Raw genomic sequence first — 25744 nt, 5'->3', positions numbered from 1 at the left:
GCCCAGTTCAGCTCGAGATTTCAGATCAGGGGCTGTTCATAACCTGAGTTCGACTCAAGACTTTCAAGTCGGCGTAGCTCAAACATCCACCTCGGTCGGCTCCCTCTCCCTCCGGTAGAGGGCTGGGGTGAGGGCAAGCCTTTTATTTGCTCGGATGTTTGGCCTGCAATTCCTTGGCAGCCGCGAGATGTTTTTCCAGCGCCGGCAGCATTTTCTGCGCAAACGCTTTCAATTCAGGGGCACCTTTAACCTTGTCATCCGTCACAGTATTGGCTTCTTTCTTGAACAGCTCGATGGTCTCTTCGTGCGCCTTCACCTGATTGTTGGCGTACGCCGCGTCGAAAGACTCATCGCGCACTTCGAGGATTTTTTCCTTGGCCTGTTTGACCAGGGTCGTAGTGTCCGGAACTTCGATGTCGTTGGCCTTGGCAATGCTCGCCAGTTCGTCGTTGGCCTTGCCGTGATCGGTGATCATCATGTTGGCGAAAGCCTTGATGTCAGCCGATTGGCTTTTTTCCAGGGCCAGACGACTGGTTTCGATTTCGGCAATGCCACCGGCCGCGGCGTTATCGACAAAGTCATTGTCAGTCGCAGCGAAGGCGCTGCCCATACCGCTGCTCAAAGCGACAGCCAAAACCAGATGACGCAGGTTGAATCCGTCCATTGTGTATCTCCACGCAGTTTTTGTTGGTGTTAACCCAATGGAGGGATTGCGGCGAGCAAAGGTTTGATCGCATTTGCGACAGGGCGACGAACGGGCACCGCTGGTCTGACAGGTGGTCGACAGAACCATGCAACCGAGGCCATTCTGATAACTGGCCAGCGCAATCGGTCGCGTCGGCCAGCCGATCAACTGACGGAGGTGTTCCATGCCGGTGACCCATGATCTGTTACAGGATTTGAAGCTTACGAAGGAAGAGATCCAGCAAAAACGCACCGCGGATCCACATCTGGACGCACTGATCAACAAGTACTCCCAGGCGGACGCCGAAGTAGTCAAGGCCGAGACTGCGACCTCGGATGCTCCCAGCGACGACACGCTGAAAAAACTCAAAGAAAAGCGCTTGCAGGTCAAAGACAAGATCGTCGAACAATTACAGGCGCGAACCTGAGGCCCTGTTGATCCGCCGACCTGCGGTAGCGGATTGACGGGAACGACAGCCACGACCGGCACCTCGAATGTACAGAGTCTTTCATCATCGACTCTTTGCGAGGTGCCTTATGAACGATCCCAAATTCCCCAGTGAAGAGCAGGGCGCATTCGACCCGGTTCCCACGCATCCTGAACCGAACAGCCCGGCGCATACCACGGCCAACCCCGAAGAGCCGGGTGAGGATCTGCCTGAAGACGAAGATCCGGACAAGTTCGACAAGTCCAGCAACTGACAGACCGTCTTCGCGAGCAAGCTCGCTCCCACAGAGATATCTGTTGGCCACAAATGCTGTGACCAGCAAATAACCCTGTGGGAGCGAGCTTGCTCGCGAAGGCGTCTGCCCATGCAACACAGAATCCGCATGGCTCACTTCAGCGCCGCATCCAACGGCATCCGCGCCATATGCGTGGCCTTCAACGAGCCAAAGTACAACCACGGCCCATACTCACGCACCGTGGTAATCGGCGAATAATTGCCACTGCTCGCATCCTGCAGATTGGCAATCACCTTGCCGTCCAGATCCAGCCCCAGCACAAACCCGCGCTTCTCCACCGGTTTAGGCAAAACCGTCAGCGCCCGCACGATCATCTTGCGCACGAACGGATGCCCGGCCGTACCGTCGAGCAAGACATTGCGCGGCGCGTACAACGCCACCCAGAACCGGTTACTGCCATTGAACGCGAGGTTGTCCGGCAGCCCCGGCAGGTTGTCGATAAACACATCGTGAGTGCCGGCTTTCGGCCCGGTCAGCCAGTAACGGCTGATGCGGTAGGCACCGGTTTCGTTGACCAGCACATAGGCGTCGTCCGGGCCGAGGGTCACGCCGTTGGCGAACTCAAGCTTATCGAACAGGACACTGGTTTTGCCGCTCTGGAAGTCATAGCGCAGCAGGCGTCCGTCACCGCCGTGCTCGATGATCGCCTCGCCGTCGTGGCCGTAACCCCAGCGACTGGAAGCATCGCTGAAATAGGCGTAATGCCCGGACTTGTCGATGGCCACGTCATCGGTGAAACCGAAGGCCAGACCGTTGGCCTCCGTGGTCAAAGGAATCAACTGACCTTGCGCATCCAGGGACAGCAAACCCTTGACCCCGTCGGCAATCACCAGCAAACCGTTCGGGTGCCGGGCCAATCCCAGCGGGCGGCCACCGGTGTCGGCGAGTACCTTGCGTTGCTGGCCGTCGAGACTGGTACGGATCAGTCGGCCGTCGTGCAGCCCGGTGATTAAAAAGTCACTTTCCAGCAGCAAGGCTTCCGGCCCTTCGATGTCGCTCGGCCCGACCTGCGCTATGCCTTTGAGTTTCTGGTTTTCGGCATACATGCCTTCTGTCAGCGAAGGTGTCGGCGGCGGCGTCCAGGCCACCGGTTCGACTTTGGTCGGCATCAACAATAAGAACGCGATGACGATGAGGATCAGCAGCAACAACAGATGCCGTAGCTTCACGCGCTGGCCCTCGCCGAGGCCAGGTATTGCGCGGCCATGTCACGCAACGCCAGCATCGACGCGGCGGATTCGCGCTCGATGCGGCGTTTGAGCAGCAGGTGATTGGCGATGCGCATGGCCAAACCGTCGAAGCGATAATCCAGCGTGCGCACGAACCGCGTGCCGCTGCCCTCGGCGGTACATTCATACGTCAACAGCAGCGATAATCCATGATCACCTTGCGCCCGCGCGCACCAGCGTCGGCCGGGCAAGTACTCGGTGACTTCCCAGCTTAAATGGCCTTCACGTCCACCCGCGTGAATGTCCTCTTCAAAGCGCGCGCCGGCATGCAGCGGGCCGTGGGCACCGTCGATTTTCAGCGACGACGGGTGCCACTCCGGCCAGCGGCTGACACTGGCGGCGTAGGCCAGCACGGCAATGGGGTCGCCAGCGATATCGATCGTGTGCTGCATGCGGGTCATGGGCATTCTCGCGTAGCTCAAAGGGGTGGTTTCCGGCTCCCAGTAAAGGGTGCCGAACAGGTAGTCCATCAGCGGCAGAACGATGTTGAAGTTGCGCTCCTGCATGCGCTCGCGGCGGTGATGCAGCTCGTGCAGGCGGCGCATCTGACGGATCCACGGCAGGCGGGTCAGCGGGTTTTGCGGCGGTAGGTGTTCGCAGGCATGAAACACTTCGTAAGTCAGATAACCGAGCACCATGCAGCCGCCGAACAACCCGGCGACGTTGGCGTTTGCTTGTGCGAGCAGCCACCACAGCGGCAGGGTAATCACCAGCGTGTGCAGCACGATCAGCCACGCCGGGAACAGAATCACCCGCCAGTCGCGGGGGCCGTCGTAGGTCATATGGCCGGGGGTGAAGAAGCTGTGATGATCACCCGCGTGCCGGGCGTAGAACATTTTCGCGAAGGTCTTTTTGTGGTGGCCGAGATGGCGGTGGACCATGTACACGCCGAAGTTGAAGAGGAGCAGGGTCAGCGGTACCGTCAGCCATTCCAGCAGACTGACCTGCTGCACACTGCTCCAGAATGCACCGATGGCCAGCGCGCCGAACAGCAGCACGAACGTACCGTGCAGCCACGGGTTGTACCGCGGATGAATGGCCGCGCGGTAGCGGCTGCGAAATGCCTCGGTGGTCTGCCTCACTGCATCACCTGCGGGGATTGTTGTTATACCCGGCAGATTAGCCGATCCGGCCATTTGTGCTGCCCGGACCTCGGTGTCACTTGCGCCATGATCGGCTGTAAAGCCGCCGCTTCAGCTCAACGGGTTCCAGCGTTGCGACCAGTCATCATCGGTGCGGATCACTTCGCGCAGCAGATGGAAGGCTTGCTGCAGCGTCGTCGAATCGCGATCGCGTGAGTAGACAAGGTAGGTCGGATAGCCGAATTCCGGGGCTTTGGTCACCGCTTCGAGGGCGCCGCTTTCCAGATAGGTGCGCACCACACGGGTGCGGAAGTAGCCGCTGCCGCCGTGTTCGAGAATGTATTGCAAGGCCAGCGGGCCGAGGTTGAAGCTTAGCGCCGCTTTGGCTTTTTCCGGCAGGGCGGCGTCATGCTGGCGGCGGAAGTCCGGGCCCCAGTCGATATAGACGTAGGGATCAGGGCGATCGGGCGCGCGCACCAGAATCAGTTTTTCTTCCAGCACTTGCTCGACCTGCAATCCCGGCCAGTATTCCGGCTGATAGACCAGCGCCGCGTCGAGCACGCCGAGTTCCAGTTGGCGCAGCAGGTTTTCGCCGTCGCGGATTTCCATGCGCAGGGCGTGCCCGGGAATCTTTTCGCGCAGCTCCGCCGCCCAACTGAGCATCAACGGGTTGCACAGGCTGACTTCGCCGCCGATATGCAACACGTTGTGGTAGCCCTCGGGCAGCGGCAGATCACGGCGCGCGGCTTCCCAGGTCTGCACCAGTTGATTGGCGTAGACCACAAAGGCCTCGCCATTGGGCGTCAGTTTCGCCCCGGCGCGGTTGCGCACGAACAGCGTGCTGCCCAGCTGACTTTCGAGCTTTTGCACCCGGGCGGTGATCGCCGTTTGCGTGACGAACAGCTTCTGCGCGGCCGCGGCGAGACTGCCGTGACGGACGATTTCCAGAAAGGTGCGAGCGAGGTCGATGTCCATGGGCGGGCCGGTGTTTGAGGTGCGGTATTGTAACGGCAAAAGCCCCTCACCCTAACCCTCTCCCCGAGGGAGAGGGGACTGACCGAGGTGTCTTTCGTCATACATCGACCTGAAAGATTGAAGCGATTATGAATTCAGTAGAGATCGTTCATGTCGGCGAACCTCTAAAGCATCCCCCAATCAGTTCCCTCTCCCTCGGGAGAGGGCTAGGGTGAGGGGAAAACAGTCACCGCAAAATCAACTGGCCAACTCGGTCACCCGCGCCCACTCCTCGATCAACCGCGCCGGCGTGTCTTGCGCCATACATCGACCTGAAAGACCGAGTCGATTATGGATTCAGAGCAAGACCCTCAGGTCGGTGTAAATCCCCAATATCCCCGGATCAGTTCCCTCTCCCTCTGGGAGAGGGCTAGGGTGAGGGAAAATGCAGTCACCGCAAAATCAACTGGCGAACTCGGTCAAACGCACCCGCGCCCACTCCTCGATCAACCGCGTCGGCGTGTCTTGCGGCATACATCGACCTGAAAGACCGAGTCGATTATGGATTCAGAGCAAGCCCCTCAGGTCGGTGTAAATCTCCAATATCCCCGGATCAGTTCCCTCTCCCTCTGGGAGAGGGCTAGGGTGAGGGAAAATGCAGTCACCGCAAAATCAACTGGCCAACTCGGTCAAACGCACCCGCGCCCACTCTTCAATCAACCGCGCCGGCGTGCCACACACCCTGCGCTTGTAGACAAAATTTCGGCACTTCTCGGCAAATTGATTGCGGTTGTACAGCATGTCTTCCTGCATCTCCTGCAACTCGGTTTCGCGGCATTGCTGGATCAACGCCTGATCAACCCGCGCCTTGCGCTCGCGCACCGCTTCATAGGTCGGATCGCTCAAAACTCCATTGGCCCGTTGCAGCAACCACAGCGAAAACTCGTCCGGGCAACGCGGGCCGATTTCCTGAACCATGCCCAGTTGCCACGCCTGCACCGCGCTCACCGGCAGGCACGCCTGAGTCAGTTGCTCGGCCATCGCCGGGCCGACGGCGCGGGGCAGGCTGTAAGTCCAGTATTCGGAGCCGTACAAACCCATGCTCTTGTAATGCGGATTGAGCACGATATCGGCGCGGGCAAACACAATATCGGCGGCCAGCGCGAGCATCACACCACCGGCGCCAGCATTGCTGGTGACGCCGCTGACCACCAGTTGCCGGGCCGTCAGCAGTTCTGCGCAGACATCGTCGATCGCCTGAATATTCGCCCAGGCTTCAGCACCGGGGTCCTGCGCGGCTTGAATCACGTTCAAATGCACGCCGTTGGAAAAGCTGCCGCGCCCGCCCTTGATCAACAGCACTTGCGTATCACGGGATTTGGCCCAGCGCAGCGCGGCGACCATGCGCTGGCATTGCTCGGTGCTCATGGCGCCGTTGTAGAACTCGAAGGTCAGCTCGCCGACGATGCCGGATTCGCGATAACGCAGTGGTTGATAGGCTTCTTCGCTGAACGGCTGTGTGGCGATCGACCAGTCCAGCACCGGCACGTCGGCCAATTGCTCGGCCAACAGATGCCGCGCGGGTTGCTTGAAGGTTTCTTCGCCGGGTTGCGGTTTGCGTCGCAACGAACCAATCCACAAACTCTGATCACCGGCCGCGACCAGCACCGCATCGTCATGCACCGCGAGAATCTCGCCGGGCATGCCGCTGCGCGAATCGAGGTGTGCGTCGTACACGTAATACTGACCGCCGGCCAGGCTCGCCAATACGCCGGGCTGGCCGTCGGCGGCATCAATGCAGCGTTTGATGAAGCGCGCGCAGTCGTGCCAGCTGAAACTGCGGTCGACCTGTTTCATGTTCGGCTGCAAACGCCCGCGCACTTTTACATTGGCATAGTCCAGAGCCACCGGCTCGAAGCCTTCGATGAATTTCTCCACTACTTCGCGAATACAACGAATCGCCGCATCACTGACCCGGCCGTTGTACAGCTCGGATTTGCGCAGGCCCGACGGCAGATTGAATTCGCAGGTGGCCCACACCGGACCGGCGTCCATTTCCTCGACCGCTTGCAACGCGGTGACGCCCCAGCTCGGCAGCTCGTTGGTAATCGCCCAGTCGAGGGCACTGGCGCCGCGATCGCCGACGATGCCGGGATGAATGATCACCACCGGACGCTGCGCATTGCTCCACAGTGCTTCGGGCACACGGTCCTTGAGGAACGGGCAGATCACCAGATCGGCGCCGCTGTGTTCGATCTGTTCGCACACGGCGTTTTCATCGGTAAACAGCACTACGCTGGGCGAGTGCCCGGCCTCGCGCAGTTCCAGCCACGCACGTTGGGTCAGGCCATTGAACGCTGACGACAGCAGAATGATGTTGAGTGGTCGCATGTTTGCTCTTCCTTGAGTGGGTTCAGCCACGGCTCTCGGTGAGCCGTCCCTGGCTTTCGATGGAGCGGCGAGATTAATCAGTGGCCGGCCACGCGCCAGTGATCGAGGTCAACGTTCTGTCAGCCAATGTTTCTGCGGCGACGAAGCGGCTTATGCTCAATGGTTTGCTTGTGGTGATTTTTTATTACTTCAAATGTCTTCGAGGCTATTGCACAGTCGCGCCTGATCAGAGCCGGACGATCCCGGCAGAACGATGGTTTTTCGCAGCGGGTGGGACCCGTTTCAGGGAGCAAGGCATGGGTGGGTACAACCCGCATTACCAGATCATTGGGCAGATGTTCCAAAAGGACTATCGCTGGCTGTGCGCTGCCGTTGGCCGCACGTTGGGTTGCCCGCACAGTGCGCAGGACATCGCCTCGGAAACCTTTCTGCGGGTGCTGGCATTGCCGGACCCGACAGCCATTCGCGAGCCGCGCGCGCTGCTGACCACCATCGCCCGGCGGCTGGTCTACGAAGGCTGGCGTCGCCAGGACCTTGAGCGCGCCTATCTGGAAAGCCTGGCGTTGGCGCCCGAGCCGGTGCATCCGTCGCCGGAAGAACGCGCGCTGGTGATCGAAGCGCTGCTGGCGGTCGATCGCTTGCTCAATGGGCTGTCGGCCAAGGCCAAAGCAGCGTTTCTCTACCACCAGCTCGACGGTTTGACTTACAGCGAGATTGGCGAGCGGCTCGGCGTGTCGACCAGTCGCGTGCAGCAATACATGGTCGAAGCATTCAAGCGCTGCTATCAGGCGATGCAGGCATGAGGCCGGACGATGCGGTGATCGACGAGGCCGCGCAATGGCTGGCGTTGTTGCAGTCGGGCGAGGCGGGCATGGCCGAGCGGGCAGCGTTTGAGGCCTGGCGGCTTGCCGATCCACGGCATCAGCAGGTCATCGAGCAGATGGGCGGAGGCCTGAATTTGCTGCGCAACCCGAACCTTCGCACCTTGCCGCGCAGCAGTCTGCTGCACAGCCTCAATGCACCATCGAGCCGTCGACGCTTTATCAGCGGCAGTTTGAGTGTGCTCGGCATTGCGCTGTTGGCCGGGCTGCTCGGAAGGCGCTACGGCTGGCTGCCGGAGACGGGGGAGTTGGCGACCGGAACCGGTGAACGACGTGACTTCACACTCGCCGACGGCAGCGCTTTAACGCTCAATGCACGCAGTCGAGTGGTGCCTTTGTTCGATCACCAGCAACGCTTGCTCGCGTTGCGCAGTGGTGAATTGTTGGTCGATGTGGCGAAAGATTCGGCGCGGCCGTTTGTGGTCGAGACCGAGCATGGCCGCATGCGGGCGCTGGGGACGAAGTTTCTCGTGCAGCACAACGAAGAGGCGACGCGCTTGGTGATGCTTCATTCGCAGGTCGAAGTGGTCAGCGCAGGCGGTGCGCGGCAAGTGGTGCAGGCAGGCGAAAGTCTGTTGTTCAACGGCGCCGGACTGTTGTCGCTGGAACGCAGCAACGGTCAGGAAAGTGCCTGGGTGCAAGGTCGCCTGGAAGTGCGCGACCGGCCTCTGCGCGAGGTCATCGACAGCCTGCGCCGCTACCGGCGCGGCATCTTGCACCTGAGTTCCGATGTTGCGGATCTGCGCCTCAGCGGCCTCTATCCGCTCGACGACAGCGACCGCACGTTGCAACTGCTGGAGCGCTCGCTGCCAATTCGCGTCACGTGGCACAACCCGTACTGGGTCAGCATCGACGCGCGGTTATAAACCCATAACTTCTTGGCCTAATCGCCGCCCTATAAAAAGCGCCGGCCCGCTGCTCATTCCCTGCAGATGCCTCCAACAGGGAAACCCTTCGATGTTCTCAATCAAACAACAATTACCTCGATTGACCCTCGCCGCTGCGTTGGCGATGGGCCTCAGCCCATTGCTGGCGATTGCCCAGGAGCCGGCAGCTGCACTGTTCAGCTTCGACATTGCCAGCGGGCCGCTCGACGAAGTGCTGCTGGACATCTCGCGGCAGAGCGGCGTACCGATTTCCTTCAGTCAGCAACTGGTGCAAGGCAAACGCAGTGCTGCGGTGCGCGGGGCTTTGGGCGGTCGTCAGGCAGTGGAAAAGGCCTTGCTCGGCAGTGGTCTGCAAGTCGAACAAAGCGCCCAGGGTTTAACGGTTCGCGCGGCCGATGTGCCGGCGAAAGTCACAGCCGTGGCGCCGGTCACCAGCGCCGATTACCGCATGGAAAAAGTCACCGTCACCGGTTCGCGCATTGCCCGCGCGCAGAGCGATGGCGCCACACCGGTCAACGTCATCACCCACGAGGAAATGGAGGCGCGCGGTTATAAAAACGTCTACGACGCCTTGGCGACACAAACGCAAAACACCGGCATGACCCAAGGCGAAGATTACGGCAACACCTGGCAACCGGCGGCCAGCGCACTCAACCTGCGCGGCCTCGGCCCGAACCATACGCTGGTGCTGATCAACGGCCGCCGGGTCGCCGACTACCCGACGCCGTACGACGGCAAGGTCAACTTCACCAACCTGGCGAATATTCCGTCGGCAGTCATCGAACGTATCGAAATTCTCAGCAGCGGCGCCTCGGCGATTTACGGTTCGGACGCGATTGCCGGGGTGGTCAACATCATCCTCAAGGACAAGATCAACGGCGTCGACGTCAACCTCAAGGGCGGCACCAGTGAGCGCGGCGGCGGTGACAACCAGCGCTTGCAGATCAGCGGCGGCGGCAGTTGGGGGGATTTTGACGGCTTGTTCGGTCTAGAGCTGACTAACCGCGATCCGATCTGGGCCGATGACCGTGGCTTTATGCAAAACGGCCCGCTGGCGGACGTCGGTTACCGCCGCGACCTGAGCAACAGTCGTTATCTGGGACCGGGTTGCGGTGCTTATCAGGGCACCTTCGACAACAAACTGGTCAACAGCGGCGGGCGCTGCCGCACCGACCAGATGTACAACGATTACTGGACTGTGCAGACCCAGAAGGAAAACTACGACGGCTACACCCGTGGCACCTGGCATTTCAGCGACAGCGGCCAGGTCTTCGCCGACTTGATGTACGGCCTCGACCACATCCAGAACAACACGCGCGGGCCGACCTTCACCTCACCGGACTTCATCAACCAGAACAGCGGCAATCTGGAGCGCTGGTATCGCCGTTTCGGTGAGGAAGAAATTGGCAGGCGCACCAGCAACAACAGCAAGTGGCGCGATACCTCGTGGACCGGCACCCTCGGCCTCTCGGACAAGATCGCCGACACCGGCTGGAGTTACGATCTGGCGGCCAATCGCTCGGAATATCGCAGCGTCAGGACCACGCGCTACACGCCACTGTCATCGATTCAGGATTTCTACCTCGGCCCGCAACTCGGTGTCAGCGGCGGTTATCCAGTGTTCGCCCCGGATGCTTCACGGCTCGACCGGCCGCTGACACCGCAGGAATGGCAACAGTTTCGCGGCAACCTGACCCAGAGCAGCAAATCGGTGTCGACCAGTTACAACGCCTCGGTCAATGGCGATCTGTTCGATCTGCCGGCCGGGCCCGTGGGATTCGCCGGGGTGCTGGAGGCGGGCAAGCAGGAGTATCGCGTTGACCCGGACGATGGCCTTAACGACGGCACTTTTTACGGCGTGAGCCCACAGCAAAGTTCCGGCGGCTCGCGCAAACGCTATGCGGCGGGCGGCGAGTTCAGCATTCCGGTCACCGACACGATTCTGGCGACCGCCGCCGGGCGCTGGGACCAATACAAATTCAGCGGCCGCACCGAACAACAGAAGACCTACAACCTCGGGCTGGAATGGCGCCCGGTGACCAGCCTGTTGCTGCGCGGCAGTTATGGCACCAGTTTCCGTGCGCCGGACCTGAACTACATCTATCAATCCGACAGCAACGGCTACTATCCGGCGCAGATCGATTACTACGGTTGCAGCCAGGGCGTGGAGGGCGCGTGTGATCGTGGACGGGTCGATTACACCCAGAGCGGCACCGCTAATCTGGAGTCGGAACGCGGCAAATCCTGGACCTACGGGTTTGTCTGGTCGCCGTCGCGCAACTTCGATTTCTCCACGGATTTCTGGCGTGTCGAGATCGATGATCTGCTGACCACCGTCGATGAAAACCGCTTGCTGCAACAAGAGAACGAATGCCGCAATGGCACGCAGGACATCAACTCGGCCAATTGCCAATCGACCCTGGCGCGCATCGATCGCAACGCTGGCAATGCCGCGGTCGATCCCAACCAGTTGCAGCGCGTTCGGGTCAATGCGATCAACGCCGCCAGCGAGCGGGTCAGTGGTCTGGACTTCAAGAGCAATATCCGCTGGGGTGCCGGGCAGTACGGCGCGTTCAGTTCGGCGCTGGGCTATACCCTGGTGCTGTCGCACTACTACAAGGAATCGGAAGAGGCGCCAACGCAAGACTGGCGCACTTCACGCACCAACTACGACTGGCGGAGCAAGGTCAACGCCAGCCTGACCTGGGATTACCAGAAAGCCACGGCGACGCTGATGGGCATTCGTTACGGTTCAGTCACCAACGGCGCAGGAGACGGGCGTCTGTCGCCGTGGACGGTGTTCAACGCCAGTGCGCGTTACAAACTCAATGACCGGGCGAGTGTCGGGCTGACCGTGAACAACGTGCTCAATCAGATCAAACACGATGACTCGGCGGGTTGGCCGTATTACCCGACCGGCAACTATGACCCGTACGGACGGCAGTGGTGGCTGGATGTGAGTTATCACTTCGGCGGATGATGGCAGGCATTTCGCGTTTTACGTCCTACGGAAAACGGCGGGTTTTGCGGCAAACAGGGGATATTTCCGACGACCTTTTCAGGTTGGTCGTCGGAAGCGCGATCTATAGCATCGGACCTGACATTGAAGTCGCTGAGCGGCTTGAACGCTCAGGCTCCCAGATCAAGGATCTATTATGCGTACCCCACACATCGAACATGAAACCCCTGTTTATTCCCTGCGCAACTTCTGGATCGACGATCGCGCCAGATGCCCCATGGAGGATGTCGCGATGCCCACATCAAAAGCACCCCGGCTGACGGTGCTGAAGAAGGCCGAGGGAAAACCTGTCGATTTGCTCGTGCACGGCCAGGACCTCGGTGATGATGCCATGCTGATTGTCCGCCTTACCGACGAGGGCTTTGAGCTGAGCGACGTCGTCAACATGCTTTCAACTTCCGAAATGTACCTGCGCGAAGACATGGTCAAACGCATCACCGGCAAATCTGTCAGAACCGTGCAGCGGCTGTTGAAGGAAGGCAAACCGGTACGGCTTGACTCGCAACAGAGTGTCGTCGCCTACCAATATGCGCTGGTGCTGGAGATGGCCACTCGGGCGTTCGGGGGGCTGCCACAGGCGGAAATATGGATGCAGAAGTCGACCCCTTACCTTAACGGCTACGTGCCGTTGGAGTTGACCCGTCATCCACTGGGCTTCCAGATGGTCGAGCAATACTTGTGTCGGGTCCTGTACGGGGGTTACCCATGAATCCCTTGCCCTGGGAAAGACAGTGGTATGGCTGGCGCCTGGATCAGGAGGCCTACGGAGACACGTGGGACAGCGGGATGGGTCCAAAACTGAAGGGCGGTCGATGGAATGCGCCTGGCCGGCGAGTCGTCTATGCATCTGTCGACCCGTCCTCGGCCATTCTGGAGGTGGCAGCCAATAACAGTTTTGATGCACTGGACAGAGAGCCTTATGTGCTGACGTGCTTTGAGGTCATCGGCGATGCACGGGTCAAAGTCGTTCAGCCCGAAGAGGTGCCGAATCCGTACTGGTTGAGTCCCGCGTGGCCGTCGCCCAATCAACAGCGGTTTGCCGACGCATTACTGGATGAACATCCGTTTGTCCTGATTCCCTCGGCGGCAACTCGCCACTCGTGGAATCTGCTGGTGAGCTGCGACCTCGCAGCGGGGCAGTTCAAAATGGTCTCTCAAGAACGTTTTGGTCTGGATACACGGTTGCTGAGGGACATGGCATCGGCTTGATATCGAGGCATGGCTTTTTTTTGCATAACCTCAGCACCCAACAGTCTAAATCGCCCTCTATAAATACTTATTCGTCATCGCACATCCCTGCATAAACCAAAACGCAGGGATGGCTGTTCATGATTCAGTTTTCACCCGTCAAATCACCTTTGAGCCTGGCCTTGCTGCTGGCAATCAACACACTGCCGGCGATCGCCGCCGACAGCACGGCAACTGAACCGACCACCCAACTGCAACGGGTCGAAGTCACGGGGACGGCAATCCGCCGGGTCGATGCGGAAACCGCAGTGCCGGTCACCATCCTGCGCGTCGAAGAGCTGCGCGAGCAGGGTGTTACTACCACGGAGGAGCTGGTCAGTCGCATTTCCGCCAACCAGTCTTCAGTCGGCTCCGGGCGTTCGGTGGGGTCGAGCAGTGGCGGCGCGTCGTATGCCGACTTGCGCGGTATCGGCGCGAACAAGACATTGGTACTGCTCAACGGCCGGCGCCTGAGCAACAACGCCACCAACGCAATCAATGGCTCCGGTGTCGATCTCAACACCATTCCGTTCGCGGCCATCGACCGGGTCGAGGTGCTGCGCGACGGCGCCTCGGCGCTGTATGGCACCGATGCGATCGGCGGGGTGATCAACTTCATCACCAAAACCAGTCTCACCGAGGGGCAGATCAGCACCAATTACGACACGCCGACGCATTCGGGGGGCGGTGAAAGTCGAAACTTCAGCGGCAGTTGGGGCTTCGGTGATTTGCAGGATGATCGCTTCAACGTGTTCGGCGTGGTCAGCTACGACAAACAACAACGTCTGGCCGCCGAAGATCGCGGTTACACCTACAACTATCAGCCCAATCGCGGGCTCGACTACACCTCCGGCACCGCATCGCCGGCCAACTGGAGTCAGGGCAGCAATGCCACCAACCCTTTGGCCGGTTCCGGCTGCAACGCACCGGGTTTGCTGGCACGCAACGGTATCTGCCGGCAAAGCCTGTGGAATTACCTCGATCTGGTGCCGGAAACGGAGAAGACTTCGGCCTTCGCCAAAGCCACCGGCAAGCTGTCGGACGATCACAACGTCAGCCTCGAATACTTTTGGGCGCGCAACGAAAACCGCACGCAAATCGGCCCCGGCACCTTGATGGGCAATCAGGTCAACCCCGGCACGGCGTTCTATCCGGGTAACGGCATCACGCCCGGGCCGAACGGTTTTGCCCTCGATCCGACGCAAGCGGTCGACGTCAACTGGCGTGAAACCGCCGTTGGCGCGCGCCAGCATGAAGACGACAACACCAGCCAGCGCTTGCTTTTGAGTTTCGACGGCACGCTGGTCGGCTGGGATTACAACCTCGGCGCCTCGTACAACCAGAACAAAGTGGTCAACAGCATTCAGGACGGCTACGTCAACGATCGTGCCGTCAGCGCCGGTATTGCCAACGGCGTGATCAACCCGTTCGGCCCGCAGACGGCTGCCGGTTCGGCGCTTTTGGCGGCCAACGCGGTGGACGGCGATTACGCCACGGCGGTAGGGCGGGTGAAGGCCATCGACGGGCGCATCAGTCGTGAAATCGGCGACTGGTTCGGTGCCGGCCCTTCGGCATTGGCGCTGGGCGGAGAGTATCGCAAGGAAGACTTCCATCAGGATTTCGCCGCATTTGCCGGCGACGTGCAAAGCCTCGGTGTTGATCCGAACGGCAGTGTTGCCGGGGATCGCAGCGTCTCGGCCGAATACGCCGAGGTCAATGTGCCGGTGCTCGATAGCCTCGAACTGTCCGCCGCCGTACGCCACGACAAGTACAGCGACTTTGGCAGCACCACCAACCCGAAATACTCGTTCCGCTTCCAGCCGTTCAAGGAACTGGTGGTGCGCGGTGCCTACAGCGAAGGGTTTCGCGCGCCATCGTTGTATGAGTTGTACAACCCGACGTTCAGCAGTTTCACCAACGCCAACTACAACGACCCGCGTTTGTGCGCGGGCGGTAATCCGAGCAATGGCGGCATCGCCAACCGCGATTGCGCGCAGCAGTTCAATCGCACCAGCGGCGGCAATACCGACTTGAGCCCGGAAACCGCACGCAACGTCACCCTCGGGTTTGTCTATCAACCATTCGAGCGCCTGAGCGCCGGGCTGGATTTCTGGTGGATCGACATCGCCAACCAGATTGCCGAGTTCCCCGAATCGGCGGTGTTCGAGAATCCTGAGCTGTACCCGGATCGCTTGGTGCGCAAGGCGGATGGCTCCATCGATCACATCGTCACCGGGCTGGCCAACCTCGGCAAGATCAAGACCAACGGCGTCGACGTCAGCTTTGATTACCGTCTGCCGAGCACGCCGTACGGCAACTTCGGCATCGGTCTGCAAGGCACTTACGTCACCCGCTATGACTACCAGCAACAACTCAAGGGCGACTACATCGACAAACTGGGTGATTTCCGTGGTGGCGACTTTGCCTCGGCGGGCGCCGTCGCGCGCTGGCGCCACAGCCTGACCGGAAGCTGGAATTACGGCCCGTTCGGCGCTGCCCTGACCAACCGTTACACCAGCGGTTACCACGACTCCGATCGCGACACTCACGATTACGTCGGCTCGTACAACGTCTGGGATCTGGCCGGTACCTACACCTGGCGCAAGACCCTGAGCGTGACCCTCGGCGCGAAAAACCTGTTTGACCGCGAGCCACCGTTCAGCAACCAGACCTACACGTTCCAGAGCGGTTACGACCCGAAATATGCCGACCCGTTTGGCCGGACGCTGTACACGCGGGTCAGTTACAAATTCTGAGAATGATCAGCGATGGCGGGTTTTAGTCACCGATTGATCTAAAGCCTGCTCTATAAAAATCGCCGGCCTGTTGCACATCACAGGTAGGCAGAAGGTGTGTTGAATGCACTGACGCTTTCGCGAGCAAGCTCGCTCCCACAGGGACTTGAGTTCACTGAAGATCCATGTGGGAGCGAGCTTGCTCGCGAAGAGGCCGTCAGCGACACCGCGTAAAAGGATCTGCCCTATGTTCTCCAGGCTCATTTTATTCAGCGCTTTCGCGCTTCTAACACCGTTCAGTTGGGCCGCCCCGCAACCGGCATTAACGGTCTACGGCGAACCCGCCAAATACGCCCCCGACTTCCAGCACCTGGCCTACGCCAACCCCGACGCACCGAAGGGCGGCAGCCTGCGTCGCTCGTCGCTGGAAAGCGGCCCGTTCGACCACTTGATTCCTTACACCGACAAAGGCACCGGCGTGGCCGATATCGATGGCTGGCTCTATGCGCCGCTGGCCTATCGCAGCAAGGACGAACCCTACAGCGTCTACGGTCTGGTGGCGCAGCAGATGGAGCTGGATCCGGATCGCCGCTGGATACGCTTCTACCTGAACCCGAAGGCGCGTTTCGACGACGGCACGCCGATCACTGCCGAAGACGTGCGCTACACCTTCGAACTGTTCACCACCCAGGGCAGTCTCAAATACCGCCAGCAGTTTCGCGATGTCGCTGAGGTCGTCGTCGAGTCGCCGACGCAAGTGCGCTTCCTCTTCAAGAACAACGACAGCCGCACCTTGCCGCTGGACCTGGCGACACTGCCAGTGCTGCCCGAACATTGGTGGCGCACGCGGGATTTTGCCGAGGGCGGCGGTTTCGAGATTCCGCCGGGCAGCGGCCCGTATCGCATCCGCGCGGTAGATGCGGGGCGCAGCGTGAAATTTCAACGGGTGCAGGACTGGTGGGCCAAGGACCTGCCGATCACGCGCGGCCTCTACAACTTCGATCAACTGAGCGTGGAGTTCTTCGCCGACACCGACGTGTCGCGGCAGGTACTCAAGGCCGGCGGCTTCGATTACAACCGCGAGTTCTCGGCCACCAGTTTCACCATCGGTTACGCGGGGGCGGCGCTGGAGCAAGGCAAATTGCTCCGTGAGCACCTCGCGCCCGGTGCTGCGCAAGGTGCGCAGGGCTTTGTGTTCAACCTGCAAAAACCATTGTTTCAGGATCGTCGGGTGCGTCAGGCGATCGCCCTGCTCTGGGATTTCGAATGGAGCAACCGCCAGATGATGCGCAGCATGTACCTGCGTCAGCGCAGCTTCTTCTCCCACAGCGCACTGGCGGCCACTGCATTGCCGGATGCCGAAGAGCTGAAGATTCTTGAGCCATTGCGCGGACAGATTCCCGGTGAAGTGTTCACCACGGTGTTTCAAGCGCCGAAAACCGACGGCAGTGGCAACATCCGCGCCGAGCAATTGCAGGCACTGAAACTGCTCGAAGACGCGGGCTGGAAGCCGCGCGGCGATCAACTGGTGAACGCCAATGGCGAGCCGCTGCACTTCACCTTCCTCAATGGCCAGAAGGGCTTCGAGCGACTGTTGTTACCGTTCAAGCGCAATCTGGCGCAAATCGGCATCGGCTTCGATATCCGTCAGGTCGACACCGCGCAATACACCAACCGCGTGCGTAATCGTGACTACGACATGATCGTCGCCGGTTATCCGGTGAGTCAGGCGCCGGGGCGCGAGATGTTCAATTACTTCGGTTCTGACGGCGCCGCTGATCCCGGCTCGAACAATTACATGGTGCTGCGCGATCCGGCCGTCGATGCACTGCTCGAAGGGCTGGTGCAGGCCGACAATCGCGAAAGTCTGCTGCGCCATGCTCATGCGTTGGATCGGGTGTTGCAGTGGGGCTATTACTGGGTACCCAACTATTACCCGCCGGGAATATCCACGGTGTGGTGGAACCGCTTCGGCCGACCAGCGATTGCGCCTCTGTACGACGCCGGTCTCGACACCTGGTGGGAAATCAGCCCGACTGCACTGACGTCAACCCAAACGCACAAGGAGTACAGCCATGTGGGGTTATAGCCTGCGGCGTCTGCTGCTGATCGTGCCGACCTTGCTAGCGATCCTGCTGGTCAATTTCGTCATCGTCCAAGCCGCGCCCGGTGGCCCGGTCGAGCAGGCCATTGCGCGTTTGCAGGGGATTGGCGTGGGTGCAGCGGTGGGTTCAAGCCATGTCGAAACCGTCGGTGGCGAATCCCGCGCCACCCGCGGACTCGACCCGAAACTGGTGGCCGATATCGAGCGTCAGTACGGCTTCGACAAACCCGCCAGTGAGCGTTTGTGGCTGATGCTCAAAAGCTATGCACGGCTGGATTTCGGCCAGAGTTTCTTTCGCGGTGCCAGCGTCACGGAGCTGATCTGGCAGAAGCTGCCGGTGACCTTATCGCTGGGCCTGTGGGCGACGTTGATCACCTATCTGGTGTCGATTCCGCTGGGCATTCGCAAAGCCGTGCACAACGGCTCGGCGTTCGATGTCTGGAGCAGTGTGGCGATCATCATCGGTTATGCGCTGCCGGGGTTTCTCTTCGCGCTGTTGCTGATCGTAGTGTTTGCCGGCGGCACCGCGCTGGACTGGTTTCCGGTACGCGGGCTGGTCTCGGACAACTTCGCCGAGCTGTCGCCGTGGGCCAAGGTGGCCGACTATTTCTGGCACTTGGTGCTGCCGGTGATTGCCTTGGTCATCGGCGGTTTCGCCACGTTGACGATCCTGACCAAGAACAGCTTTCTCAACGAGATCTCGCGCCTGTATGTGGTGACCGCGCGCGCCAAGGGCTTGAGTGAAAAACAGGTGTTGTACGGCCATGTGTTTCGCAATGCGATGCTGCTGGTCGTCGCCGGTTTGCCGCAAGCATTGGTGACAGTGTTCTTCGGCGGCTCGCTACTGATTGAAGTGATCTTTTCCCTCGATGGCCTCGGCCGCCTCAGTTACGAAGCAGCGGTGGCGCGCGATTACCCGGTGGTATTCGGCTCGCTGTTCATTTTCACCCTGTTCGGCCTGCTGATAAAACTGCTGGGCGATCTCTGTTACACGCTGGTCGATCCGCGCATCGACTTTACCGCGAGGGCTGCCTGATGCTGAGATTGTCTCCAATCGGCCAGCGTCGCTGGGCGCGGTTCAAGGCGCATCGGCGTGGCTGGTGGTCGCTGTGGCTGTTTCTCGCGCTGTTCGGCGTGAGCCTTGGCGGTGAACTGGTGGCCAACGATAAACCGCTGCTGGTGGCGTATCAGGGCGACTGGTATTTCCCGGCGTTCAAGCGCTACACCGAGCAGGATTTCGGCGGTGAGTTGCCGTTTCAGCCGGACTATCGCAGCGCGCAGGTGCGGCAATTGATCGAGGGGCAGGGCGGGCGGCTGTGGTTCGCGCCGATTCCGTTCGCGTTCGACACGGTCAATTACGACCTGACGGAGCCTGCGCCGAGTCCGCCCAGTGGCGACGACTGGCTGGGCACTGATGATCAGGCGCGCGATGTGCTGGCGCGGGTGATTTTCGGCACGCGCGTGTCGCTGCTGTTTGCCTTGGCGCTAACGGTGGCGAGTGCGCTGATCGGTATCGCCGCCGGGGCGTTGCAGGGTTACTACGGTGATTGGGTCGATTTGATCGGTCAGCGCGTGCTGGAGGTGTGGTCGGGGCTGCCGGTGTTGTACCTGCTGATCATTCTGTCCGGGTTTGTCGAGCCGAATTTCTGGTGGTTGCTGGGGATCATGGCGCTGTTTTCCTGGTTGAGCCTGGTCGATGTGGTGCGGGCCGAGTTCCTGCGCAGTCGCGGTCTCGAGTACGTGAAAGCCGCACGGGCGCTGGGTGTCGGTGATGCGCAGGTGATCGTTCGGCACATCCTGCCCAATGCCATGAGCGCGACGCTGACCTATTTGCCGTTCATTCTCACCGGGGCGATCGCGACCTTGTCGGCACTGGATTTTCTCGGTTTCGGCATGCCGGCCGGCAGTGCTTCGCTGGGTGAGTTGATCGGCCAGGGCAAGAATAATCTGCAAGCGCCATGGCTCGGTTTGACCGCGTTCTTTGCGCTGGCGCTGATCCTCTCGCTGCTGGTATTCATCGGCGAAGCCTGCCGCGATGCGTTTGATCCGAGGACTTGAGATGCCGGAACATCTGATTGAAATACGCGACCTGCGCGTCGCCTTCAATGGCCAGACCGTGGTGCACGGCATCGACCTCGATATCCGACCCGGCGAGTGCGTGGCGCTGGTCGGGGAATCCGGCTCTGGCAAATCGGTGACGGCGCACAGCATTCTGCAATTGCTTGACCCGGCCATCACCCGGATCGACGGCAGCATCCGCTATGCCGGCGAGGAGTTGCTTGGCGTGCATGAGCGCTACTTGCGGCAATTGCGTGGCAACCGCATCGCGATGATTTTTCAGGAGCCGATGAGTTCACTGAATCCTCTGCACACGATTGAGCGACAACTGGCCGAAAGCCTGGCGCTGCACAAGGGATTGGCCGGGGCGGCTGCGCGCCAACGGATTCTGCAATTGCTCGAGCTGGTGGGCATTCAACGCCCGCGCGAGCGGCTCAAGGCCTATCCGCATCAGCTGTCGGGCGGCCAGCGGCAACGGGTGATGATTGCCATGGCGCTGGCTTGCGAGCCGCAGTTGTTGATCGCCGACGAGCCGACCACCGCGCTGGACGTGACCGTGCAACGCAAGATTCTGTTGCTGCTCAAAGAGCTGCAAGAACGGCTGGGCATGGCCCTGTTGATCATCAGTCATGATCTGAATCTGGTGCGCAATATCGCTCAGCGGGTAGCGGTCATGCGTGGCGGATTGATTGTTGAGCAGGCGGCCTGCGAACAGTTGTTCAGCGCGCCGCAGCATCCTTATAGCGTCGAGTTGCTCAATGCCGAACCGGGTGGCGAAGCGTTGTGCCGGGAGCCTGCGGAAGATTTGCTGCAGGTGCGCGATCTCAATGTGCGCTTCCGTTTGGGCGGCGGATGGCTGCGCGCGAAGTCTTGGTTGCACGCGGTCAACGGCATTGATTTGAATCTCCAGCGCGGAAAAACATTGGGGATTGTCGGCGAATCCGGTTCCGGAAAATCGACGTTGGGTCAGGCGATTCTGCGTTTGCTGGATGCTCAGGGAAGTATTCGTTTTCAGGGCGAGGCGCTGGAGTGCTTGAGCGGGAAACAGCTCCGGCCGCTGCGCAAACGCCTGCAAGTGGTGTTTCAGGATCCGTTCGGCAGCCTCAGTCCGCGCCTGTGCGTGGAGCAGATCATCGCTGAAGGTCTACAGGTGCACAGCGATCTGAATGCCGAGGAGCGTGAAAGGGCGGTGATCAATGTGCTGCATGAAGTCGGCCTCGACCCGGCCACCCGTCATCGCTATCCCCACGAGTTTTCCGGTGGTCAGCGGCAACGCATCGCCATTGCCCGGGCGTTGGTGCTCAAGCCCGACTTGATCCTGCTGGATGAACCGACGTCGGCACTGGATCGCACGGTGCAAAAACAGATTGTCGCGTTATTGCGGCGTTTGCAGGCGGAACACGGTTTGACCTACCTGTTCATCAGTCACGATCTGGCGGTGGTGCGCGCGTTGGCGCATGACTTGATTGTAATGAAGGAGGGTGAAGTGGTGGAGCGTGGCGAGACAAATGCGCTGTTTCATGCGGCGCAGCATCCGTATACCCGAGAGTTGCTGGCGGCTTCGTTCACTGACGACCCTATATCAAATGTGGGAGCGAGCTTGCTCGCGAATGCGATGTGACAGGCAGCGGTGATGTCGACTGAGTTGACGCCTTCGCGAGCAAGCTCGCTCTCACAGGTCTTGAGTGTGAGCAGTAATTCTCAGCGCTCGAATGTAAAAATCCCGCCATGGACAGACTGTGTGAAAACGCATTGATGGTGGTTCCAAGCAAACGCCCCGACTTGTTCGGGGCGTTTGCCTTTGTGCCGGCAGCAGGCGAAAAAAGGCTTTTCAGCCCATCAACACCATCAGCTGACGTGCGCCGAGCACGTTAACCGCTCGTTTCAGGTTATAGGCGTTCACCGCCAAGGCCATTTCAGCTCTCGCACCCTCAAGCTGTCGCAGCAAGAAGCGAGCATTGCCAAACAACCACTGTTTAAGGTTGCCGAAGGGATGCTCCACGATGGATCTTCGGCTGACCATCATTTCGGGATGCGCCTGCATTCGCCGCTCCATTCGTTCGAAAGCCTCTTCGTGAGCATGACGTGAGACATATCGGCGCTTGGCCTCGGTGCATTGCGCTTTCAACGGGCAGTCAGCACAGTCGCTGACCATCGCCTGATAGACACGATCCCCTTTACTCCGCTGCTTGAGCGTCAGCCATTTGCCAGCGGCACATTGATATCGGTCCTGCGACGCATCGTAGTTAAAGACTGTTCGGTCGAAGAATTCCTTTTCCTTACTGCTGGAGTTACCTGATCGATTGGGCGGTACATAAGCCGTGATGCTCTCATCCTCACAGGCCTGGAACTGCTTGCCATTCGAGTAGCCTGCATCGGCAGTGACCGTCAGTTCATCTTGCTGCAAGTGTTCCTTGGCAGCCTTGGCCATAGGTTCAAGTTGCTTGCGATCATCGCTGTCCTGAGTGACTTCATGATGCAGAATCAGGCAGTGCTCAGCGTCCACGGCTGTTTGCACGTTGTACGCGACCCGCGGCCCTTTATGCGTTCGCATCACTCGGGCGTCGCTTTCGTGGGTATTGAATTGCTCAAGCGCCATTGATTTCATCAGGGCCTGGCACGTCAGGTTATTGGAGTGCCTGACTTCAAGTTGCGCCAAAGCCGTCTTGACCGCACTGCGATCAACCACCTCATTGGCTTCGGTTTTATCCGCCTCATCCAGCTCGGCCAGGTATTGGGCAATGCGTTTATCCAGCTTCTGCTCCTGGTGCTTGAGCCGCTTCAAACTCATATGACGCCGCGAGGAAGCAACCGCCTGAAACTTGCTGCCATCGATGGCCACCAGCTCACCGGCTATCAGGCCGGCGGTTCGGCAGAAATGGACGAAGGCCCGGCACGTCGCCACAAAGGCCGGTTTGTTGTTTTTGCGAAAGTCGGCGATGGTCTTGAAGTCGGGTTTGAGCCGGTTGATCAACCACATCACTTCGATGTTGCGCTGACACTCGGCCTCAAGTCGGCGTGAGGAGCGAATCCGTTGGAAATAGCCGTAGAGATAGAGTTTTAGCTGATCGGCAGGATCATAAGAGGGGCGCCCGGTGCCTTTGGGCAACGCTTTGTCGAAGCCCAGTTGCACCAGATCCAGCTTGGCGACGTAGAGGTCGATCACACGAACGAGGTGATCCTCGGGGATCAGTTCCTCCAGCGAGACCGGGAACAGACTGGTCTGGCTGCGGGACTCTCCTTGGATGTAGGCCATAACGAAAAATGCTCCGTATCTTTCGATACGGAGCATTTTCTTGGATCACCAGCCAGATTGCTAGGTTTTCACACAGTCTGATGGAGGCGGGATCTTCGTGTCACTGAACGTCGCTATTACGACGGGAACAGCTCGGACAGCTTCATCGACAGCATCATGTCGCCTTCAACGCGCAGCTTGCCGCCCATGAAAGCCTGCATGCCGTCGGTTTCGCCGCTGACGATACCTTTCAGGGTTTCGCTGTCCAGCACCAGTGTGCAGTTGGCGTCCGGGTTTTCGCCTTCCTGGATGTCGCAGGTGCCGTCTTTGACGATCAGCGAGTACTGCTTGTCTTCGTCAGTGATGTTGAAACCGAAGACCAGATCCAGACCGGCAGCAGCGGCTGGGTTGAACTTGGCTTGCATTTCTTTTACGGCATCGGCTACGGAGGTCATGGTTCGATCCTTATGAGGTTGATTACAGCAAGGTTCACAGTTAACCGGACTCAACGGAAAGTGATGAGTTCCGGAACCTTCAACAGCTGCAGATGTGCATGACTGTTGAAGGAGGCCAAAGCCACCTCGCGACCGCGGAACTTCAGCTGGTTGAGCGAGGTGTTGACGATTTGCCAGTTCAATTCAAAGGCCTGTTTCGCAGGCATTTGCGTAATGAGGTGGAGCAGGGCGGTGATGGTGCCGCCGGAGGTGAACACGGCGATTTTCTGGTTTTTATCGGCCAGATCAAGAATTCGGTGCAGCCCGGCCTGGACGCGTTCGACGAAACCCAGCCAGCTTTCCAGCCCCGGCGTGTCGTAAGTGCCGGCCAGCCAGCGTTCGATGATCAGGGCAAAAATACGTTGGAACTCGCCACGGTTCTGCGCGGCATTGCGCAGAATTTCGAGGGCTTCCGGCTCGTCCGCCAGCATGTCCGGGAGCAGGGCGCGGATCACCGCGTCGGCATCGAATTCGTTGAAGGCAGAATCGGTTTCCAGGATCGGCACCGACAGACCTTTGGCAGTGAATTGCTCCAGCGCGCTGGTGGCCGTGTGTTGCTGACGGCGCAGGTCTCCGGCGAGGCAGCGATCGAAGCTGATGCCCAGTTCAGCGAGGTGCTGACCGAGAATTTCTGCCTGGCGCACACCGGTTGGCGACAGGACGTCATAGTCGTCTGCACCAAAGGAGGCCTGGCCATGTCGAATCAAGTAGATGCTGCCCACGTCCGCGTCATCCCGGTACGTTGAAGGTTTGGCGAGGTTATGAGGATGACGGGGAGCTGTCAATGAAAAAACATACGCTTGTTTGAAATGCCCGTTACAGGGGTGTTGCCAGAGGTTTCACGGCTGGCCGATGAGCCGGCGCATGGGTATGCTGGAGCCATCCCGCGTGTGTTTCACATCCACGCACTGTTCTAAGGAGTCTCTGTGGAGTTTTTCACCGAATACGCCAGTTTCCTGGCCAAGACCGTCACCCTGGTGATCGCCATTCTGGTGGTGCTTGCCAGTTTTGCTGCATTGCGCAGCAAGGGCCGACGCAAATCCGCCGGTCAGTTGCAGGTCAGCAAACTCAATGATTTCTACAAGGGCCTGCGTGAGCGCCTGGAGCAGACCTTGCTCGACAAGGATCAGCTCAAGGCTTTGCGCAAGGGCGAGGCCAAGTCCGAGAAAAGCGCGAAGAAGCAGAAGAAACAACCCGAAGCCAAGTCCCGCGTATTCGTCCTCGATTTCGACGGCGACATCAAAGCTTCCGCCACCGAAAGCCTGCGCCACGAAATCACTGCGCTGCTGACCTTGGCCACGCCAAAAGACGAAGTGGTCCTGCGTCTGGAAAGCGGAGGCGGCATGGTCCACAGCTACGGTCTGGCATCCTCGCAATTGGCGCGTATCCGTGAAGCCGGCGTGCCGTTGACCGTGTGCATCGACAAGGTTGCGGCCAGCGGCGGCTACATGATGGCGTGCATCGGCGAGAAGATCATCAGCGCGCCGTTCGCGATTCTCGGCTCGATCGGCGTGGTTGCACAGCTGCCCAACGTCAACCGCTTGCTGAAGAAGCACGACATCGATTTTGAAGTCCTCACCGCCGGCGAGTACAAACGCACCCTGACCGTGTTTGGCGAAAACACCGAGAAGGGCCGGGAGAAGTTCCAGGAAGACCTCGACATCACCCATCAACTGTTCAAGAACTTCGTCGCCCGCTATCGCCCGCAACTGGCGATTGACGATGTCGCCACCGGCGAAGTCTGGCTCGGCGTCGCGGCGCTGGATAAGCAACTGGTCGATGAACTCAAGACCAGCGATGAATACCTGGCAGACCGGGCGAAAAAGGCCGATGTCTATCACCTGCATTACGCCGAGCGCAAAAGCTTGCAGGAGCGCATCGGCATGGCTGCCAGCGGTTCGGTAGACCGCGTACTGCTGAGCTGGTGGAGTCGCCTGACCCAGCAGCGCTTCTGGTAAATCGGGCAGGCATAAAAAAACGCCGGTCACATGACCGGCGTTTTTTTGTCCGCGCTAAACCT

General features: G+C 59.8%; 21 protein-coding genes. 13 read left to right on the top strand and 8 right to left on the bottom strand.

Annotation, left to right across the window (positions count from 1 at the left end):
• Positions 1 to 142: 142 nt before the first annotated feature.
• On the bottom strand, positions 143 to 664 hold the full coding sequence (locus tag HUW52_RS18505) for a DUF4142 domain-containing protein (RefSeq protein ID WP_175554501.1): 522 nt from the start codon (positions 662 to 664) through the stop codon (positions 143 to 145).
• A gap of 205 nt (positions 665 to 869) precedes the next feature.
• Here HUW52_RS18505 and HUW52_RS18500 point away from each other — a divergent pair, with 205 nt between their 5' ends.
• Entirely contained in the window at positions 870 to 1112 is a 243-nt protein-coding gene (locus HUW52_RS18500; RefSeq protein WP_016983385.1) for a YdcH family protein, read from the top strand.
• 109 nt (positions 1113 to 1221) lie between these two features.
• Positions 1222 to 1386 carry a hypothetical protein gene (locus HUW52_RS18495; RefSeq protein ID WP_175554500.1) on the top strand — a complete coding sequence of 55 codons (165 nt, stop codon included), beginning with the start codon at positions 1222 to 1224 and terminating at the stop codon, positions 1384 to 1386.
• A gap of 134 nt (positions 1387 to 1520) precedes the next feature.
• On the opposite strand, the gene HUW52_RS18490 is transcribed toward HUW52_RS18495, so the two are convergent.
• The 4 genes from HUW52_RS18490 to HUW52_RS18475 form a co-directional block, all read right to left on the bottom strand.
• Positions 1521 to 2597, bottom strand: coding sequence for an SMP-30/gluconolactonase/LRE family protein (locus tag HUW52_RS18490; RefSeq protein WP_175554499.1), 1077 nt, complete (start codon positions 2595 to 2597; stop codon positions 1521 to 1523).
• Complete coding sequence (locus HUW52_RS18485; protein WP_175554498.1) at positions 2594 to 3739, bottom strand: SRPBCC family protein; 1146 nt, start codon at positions 3737 to 3739, stop codon at positions 2594 to 2596. Before HUW52_RS18485 ends, HUW52_RS18490 begins: the two co-directional genes overlap by 4 nt.
• A gap of 111 nt (positions 3740 to 3850) precedes the next feature.
• The gene (locus HUW52_RS18480) at positions 3851 to 4714 is read right to left on the bottom strand and encodes a LysR family transcriptional regulator (RefSeq protein WP_175555705.1); all 864 of its coding nucleotides are present in this window, start codon (positions 4712 to 4714) and stop codon (positions 3851 to 3853) included.
• A gap of 651 nt (positions 4715 to 5365) precedes the next feature.
• Positions 5366 to 7084: a hydrogenase maturation protein gene (locus HUW52_RS18475; protein ID WP_175554497.1), complete on the bottom strand. Its 1719-nt coding sequence runs from the start codon at positions 7082 to 7084 to the stop codon at positions 5366 to 5368.
• Between the two features lie 296 nt (positions 7085 to 7380).
• Here HUW52_RS18475 and HUW52_RS18470 point away from each other — a divergent pair, with 296 nt between their 5' ends.
• From HUW52_RS18470 to HUW52_RS18425, 10 genes are all read left to right on the top strand, one after another.
• Positions 7381 to 7887 carry a sigma-70 family RNA polymerase sigma factor gene (locus HUW52_RS18470; protein ID WP_034152323.1) on the top strand — a complete coding sequence of 169 codons (507 nt, stop codon included), beginning with the start codon at positions 7381 to 7383 and terminating at the stop codon, positions 7885 to 7887.
• Positions 7884 to 8831, top strand: coding sequence for a FecR domain-containing protein (locus tag HUW52_RS18465; RefSeq protein WP_175554496.1), 948 nt, complete (start codon positions 7884 to 7886; stop codon positions 8829 to 8831). The genes HUW52_RS18470 and HUW52_RS18465 overlap by 4 nt, the downstream gene beginning before the upstream one ends.
• 91 nt (positions 8832 to 8922) lie before the next feature.
• Complete coding sequence (locus tag HUW52_RS18460; protein WP_175554495.1) at positions 8923 to 11832, top strand: TonB-dependent receptor; 2910 nt, start codon at positions 8923 to 8925, stop codon at positions 11830 to 11832.
• Positions 11833 to 12103: 271 nt separating this feature from the next.
• Positions 12104 to 12580 (top strand): antitoxin Xre/MbcA/ParS toxin-binding domain-containing protein, encoded by a 477-nt coding sequence (locus HUW52_RS18455; RefSeq protein WP_175555704.1) that lies wholly within the window; start codon positions 12104 to 12106, stop codon positions 12578 to 12580.
• A complete protein-coding gene (locus HUW52_RS18450; RefSeq protein WP_175554494.1) occupies positions 12577 to 13080 on the top strand; it encodes an RES family NAD+ phosphorylase in 504 nt (167 codons plus the stop codon). Before HUW52_RS18455 ends, HUW52_RS18450 begins: the two co-directional genes overlap by 4 nt.
• A gap of 119 nt (positions 13081 to 13199) precedes the next feature.
• Positions 13200 to 15854 carry a TonB-dependent receptor gene (locus tag HUW52_RS18445; RefSeq protein ID WP_016987117.1) on the top strand — a complete coding sequence of 885 codons (2655 nt, stop codon included), beginning with the start codon at positions 13200 to 13202 and terminating at the stop codon, positions 15852 to 15854.
• Positions 15855 to 16080: 226 nt separating this feature from the next.
• Positions 16081 to 17922, top strand: coding sequence for an extracellular solute-binding protein (locus tag HUW52_RS18440; protein WP_175554493.1), 1842 nt, complete (start codon positions 16081 to 16083; stop codon positions 17920 to 17922).
• On the top strand, positions 17909 to 18973 hold the full coding sequence (locus HUW52_RS18435; RefSeq protein WP_175554492.1) for a microcin C ABC transporter permease YejB: 1065 nt from the start codon (positions 17909 to 17911) through the stop codon (positions 18971 to 18973). Before HUW52_RS18440 ends, HUW52_RS18435 begins: the two co-directional genes overlap by 14 nt.
• Positions 18973 to 19995: an ABC transporter permease gene (locus tag HUW52_RS18430; protein WP_175554491.1), complete on the top strand. Its 1023-nt coding sequence runs from the start codon at positions 18973 to 18975 to the stop codon at positions 19993 to 19995. The genes HUW52_RS18435 and HUW52_RS18430 overlap by 1 nt, the downstream gene beginning before the upstream one ends.
• 1 nt (position 19996) lies before the next feature.
• Entirely contained in the window at positions 19997 to 21616 is a 1620-nt protein-coding gene (locus tag HUW52_RS18425; RefSeq protein ID WP_175554490.1) for an ABC transporter ATP-binding protein, read from the top strand.
• 210 nt (positions 21617 to 21826) lie between these two features.
• On the opposite strand, the gene HUW52_RS18420 is transcribed toward HUW52_RS18425, so the two are convergent.
• The 3 genes from HUW52_RS18420 to HUW52_RS18410 form a co-directional block, all read right to left on the bottom strand.
• Entirely contained in the window at positions 21827 to 23251 is a 1425-nt protein-coding gene (locus tag HUW52_RS18420) for an IS1182 family transposase (protein ID WP_175554489.1), read from the bottom strand.
• A gap of 116 nt (positions 23252 to 23367) precedes the next feature.
• The gene (locus HUW52_RS18415; RefSeq protein ID WP_095126376.1) at positions 23368 to 23685 is read right to left on the bottom strand and encodes an SCP2 sterol-binding domain-containing protein; all 318 of its coding nucleotides are present in this window, start codon (positions 23683 to 23685) and stop codon (positions 23368 to 23370) included.
• Positions 23686 to 23735: 50 nt separating this feature from the next.
• Positions 23736 to 24446: a histidine phosphatase family protein gene (locus HUW52_RS18410; protein ID WP_175554488.1), complete on the bottom strand. Its 711-nt coding sequence runs from the start codon at positions 24444 to 24446 to the stop codon at positions 23736 to 23738.
• Between the two features lie 204 nt (positions 24447 to 24650).
• Here HUW52_RS18410 and sohB point away from each other — a divergent pair, with 204 nt between their 5' ends.
• Positions 24651 to 25682: a protease SohB gene (gene sohB, locus HUW52_RS18405; RefSeq protein ID WP_175554487.1), complete on the top strand. Its 1032-nt coding sequence runs from the start codon at positions 24651 to 24653 to the stop codon at positions 25680 to 25682.
• The last annotated feature ends 62 nt before the right edge of the window (positions 25683 to 25744 follow it).

This window comes from Pseudomonas sp. 43A (assembly GCF_013363935.1).
Classification (GTDB): domain Bacteria; phylum Pseudomonadota; class Gammaproteobacteria; order Pseudomonadales; family Pseudomonadaceae; genus Aquipseudomonas; species Aquipseudomonas crudilactis.
Note: the sequence above shows the minus strand (reverse complement) of the source record. Positions and strands in the feature narration are given on the sequence as shown.

What these genes read in the sequence shown, in the direction of transcription:
- HUW52_RS18505 (WP_175554501.1), bottom strand. Translation starts at nt 664, where the DNA reads ATGGACGGATTCAACCTGCGTCATCTGGTTTTGGCTGTCGCTTTGAGC.
- HUW52_RS18500 (WP_016983385.1), top strand. Translation starts at nt 870, where the DNA reads ATGCCGGTGACCCATGATCTGTTACAGGATTTGAAGCTTACGAAGGAA.
- HUW52_RS18495 (WP_175554500.1), top strand. Translation starts at nt 1,222, where the DNA reads ATGAACGATCCCAAATTCCCCAGTGAAGAGCAGGGCGCATTCGACCCG.
- HUW52_RS18480 (WP_175555705.1), bottom strand. Translation starts at nt 4,714, where the DNA reads ATGGACATCGACCTCGCTCGCACCTTTCTGGAAATCGTCCGTCACGGC.
- HUW52_RS18475 (WP_175554497.1), bottom strand. Translation starts at nt 7,084, where the DNA reads ATGCGACCACTCAACATCATTCTGCTGTCGTCAGCGTTCAATGGCCTG.
- HUW52_RS18470 (WP_034152323.1), top strand. Translation starts at nt 7,381, where the DNA reads ATGGGTGGGTACAACCCGCATTACCAGATCATTGGGCAGATGTTCCAA.
- HUW52_RS18465 (WP_175554496.1), top strand. Translation starts at nt 7,884, where the DNA reads ATGAGGCCGGACGATGCGGTGATCGACGAGGCCGCGCAATGGCTGGCG.
- HUW52_RS18460 (WP_175554495.1), top strand. Translation starts at nt 8,923, where the DNA reads ATGTTCTCAATCAAACAACAATTACCTCGATTGACCCTCGCCGCTGCG.
- HUW52_RS18455 (WP_175555704.1), top strand. Translation starts at nt 12,104, where the DNA reads ATGCCCACATCAAAAGCACCCCGGCTGACGGTGCTGAAGAAGGCCGAG.
- HUW52_RS18450 (WP_175554494.1), top strand. Translation starts at nt 12,577, where the DNA reads ATGAATCCCTTGCCCTGGGAAAGACAGTGGTATGGCTGGCGCCTGGAT.
- HUW52_RS18445 (WP_016987117.1), top strand. Translation starts at nt 13,200, where the DNA reads ATGATTCAGTTTTCACCCGTCAAATCACCTTTGAGCCTGGCCTTGCTG.
- HUW52_RS18440 (WP_175554493.1), top strand. Translation starts at nt 16,081, where the DNA reads ATGTTCTCCAGGCTCATTTTATTCAGCGCTTTCGCGCTTCTAACACCG.
- HUW52_RS18435 (WP_175554492.1), top strand. Translation starts at nt 17,909, where the DNA reads ATGTGGGGTTATAGCCTGCGGCGTCTGCTGCTGATCGTGCCGACCTTG.
- HUW52_RS18430 (WP_175554491.1), top strand. Translation starts at nt 18,973, where the DNA reads ATGCTGAGATTGTCTCCAATCGGCCAGCGTCGCTGGGCGCGGTTCAAG.
- HUW52_RS18425 (WP_175554490.1), top strand. Translation starts at nt 19,997, where the DNA reads ATGCCGGAACATCTGATTGAAATACGCGACCTGCGCGTCGCCTTCAAT.
- HUW52_RS18420 (WP_175554489.1), bottom strand. Translation starts at nt 23,251, where the DNA reads ATGGCCTACATCCAAGGAGAGTCCCGCAGCCAGACCAGTCTGTTCCCG.
- HUW52_RS18415 (WP_095126376.1), bottom strand. Translation starts at nt 23,685, where the DNA reads ATGACCTCCGTAGCCGATGCCGTAAAAGAAATGCAAGCCAAGTTCAAC.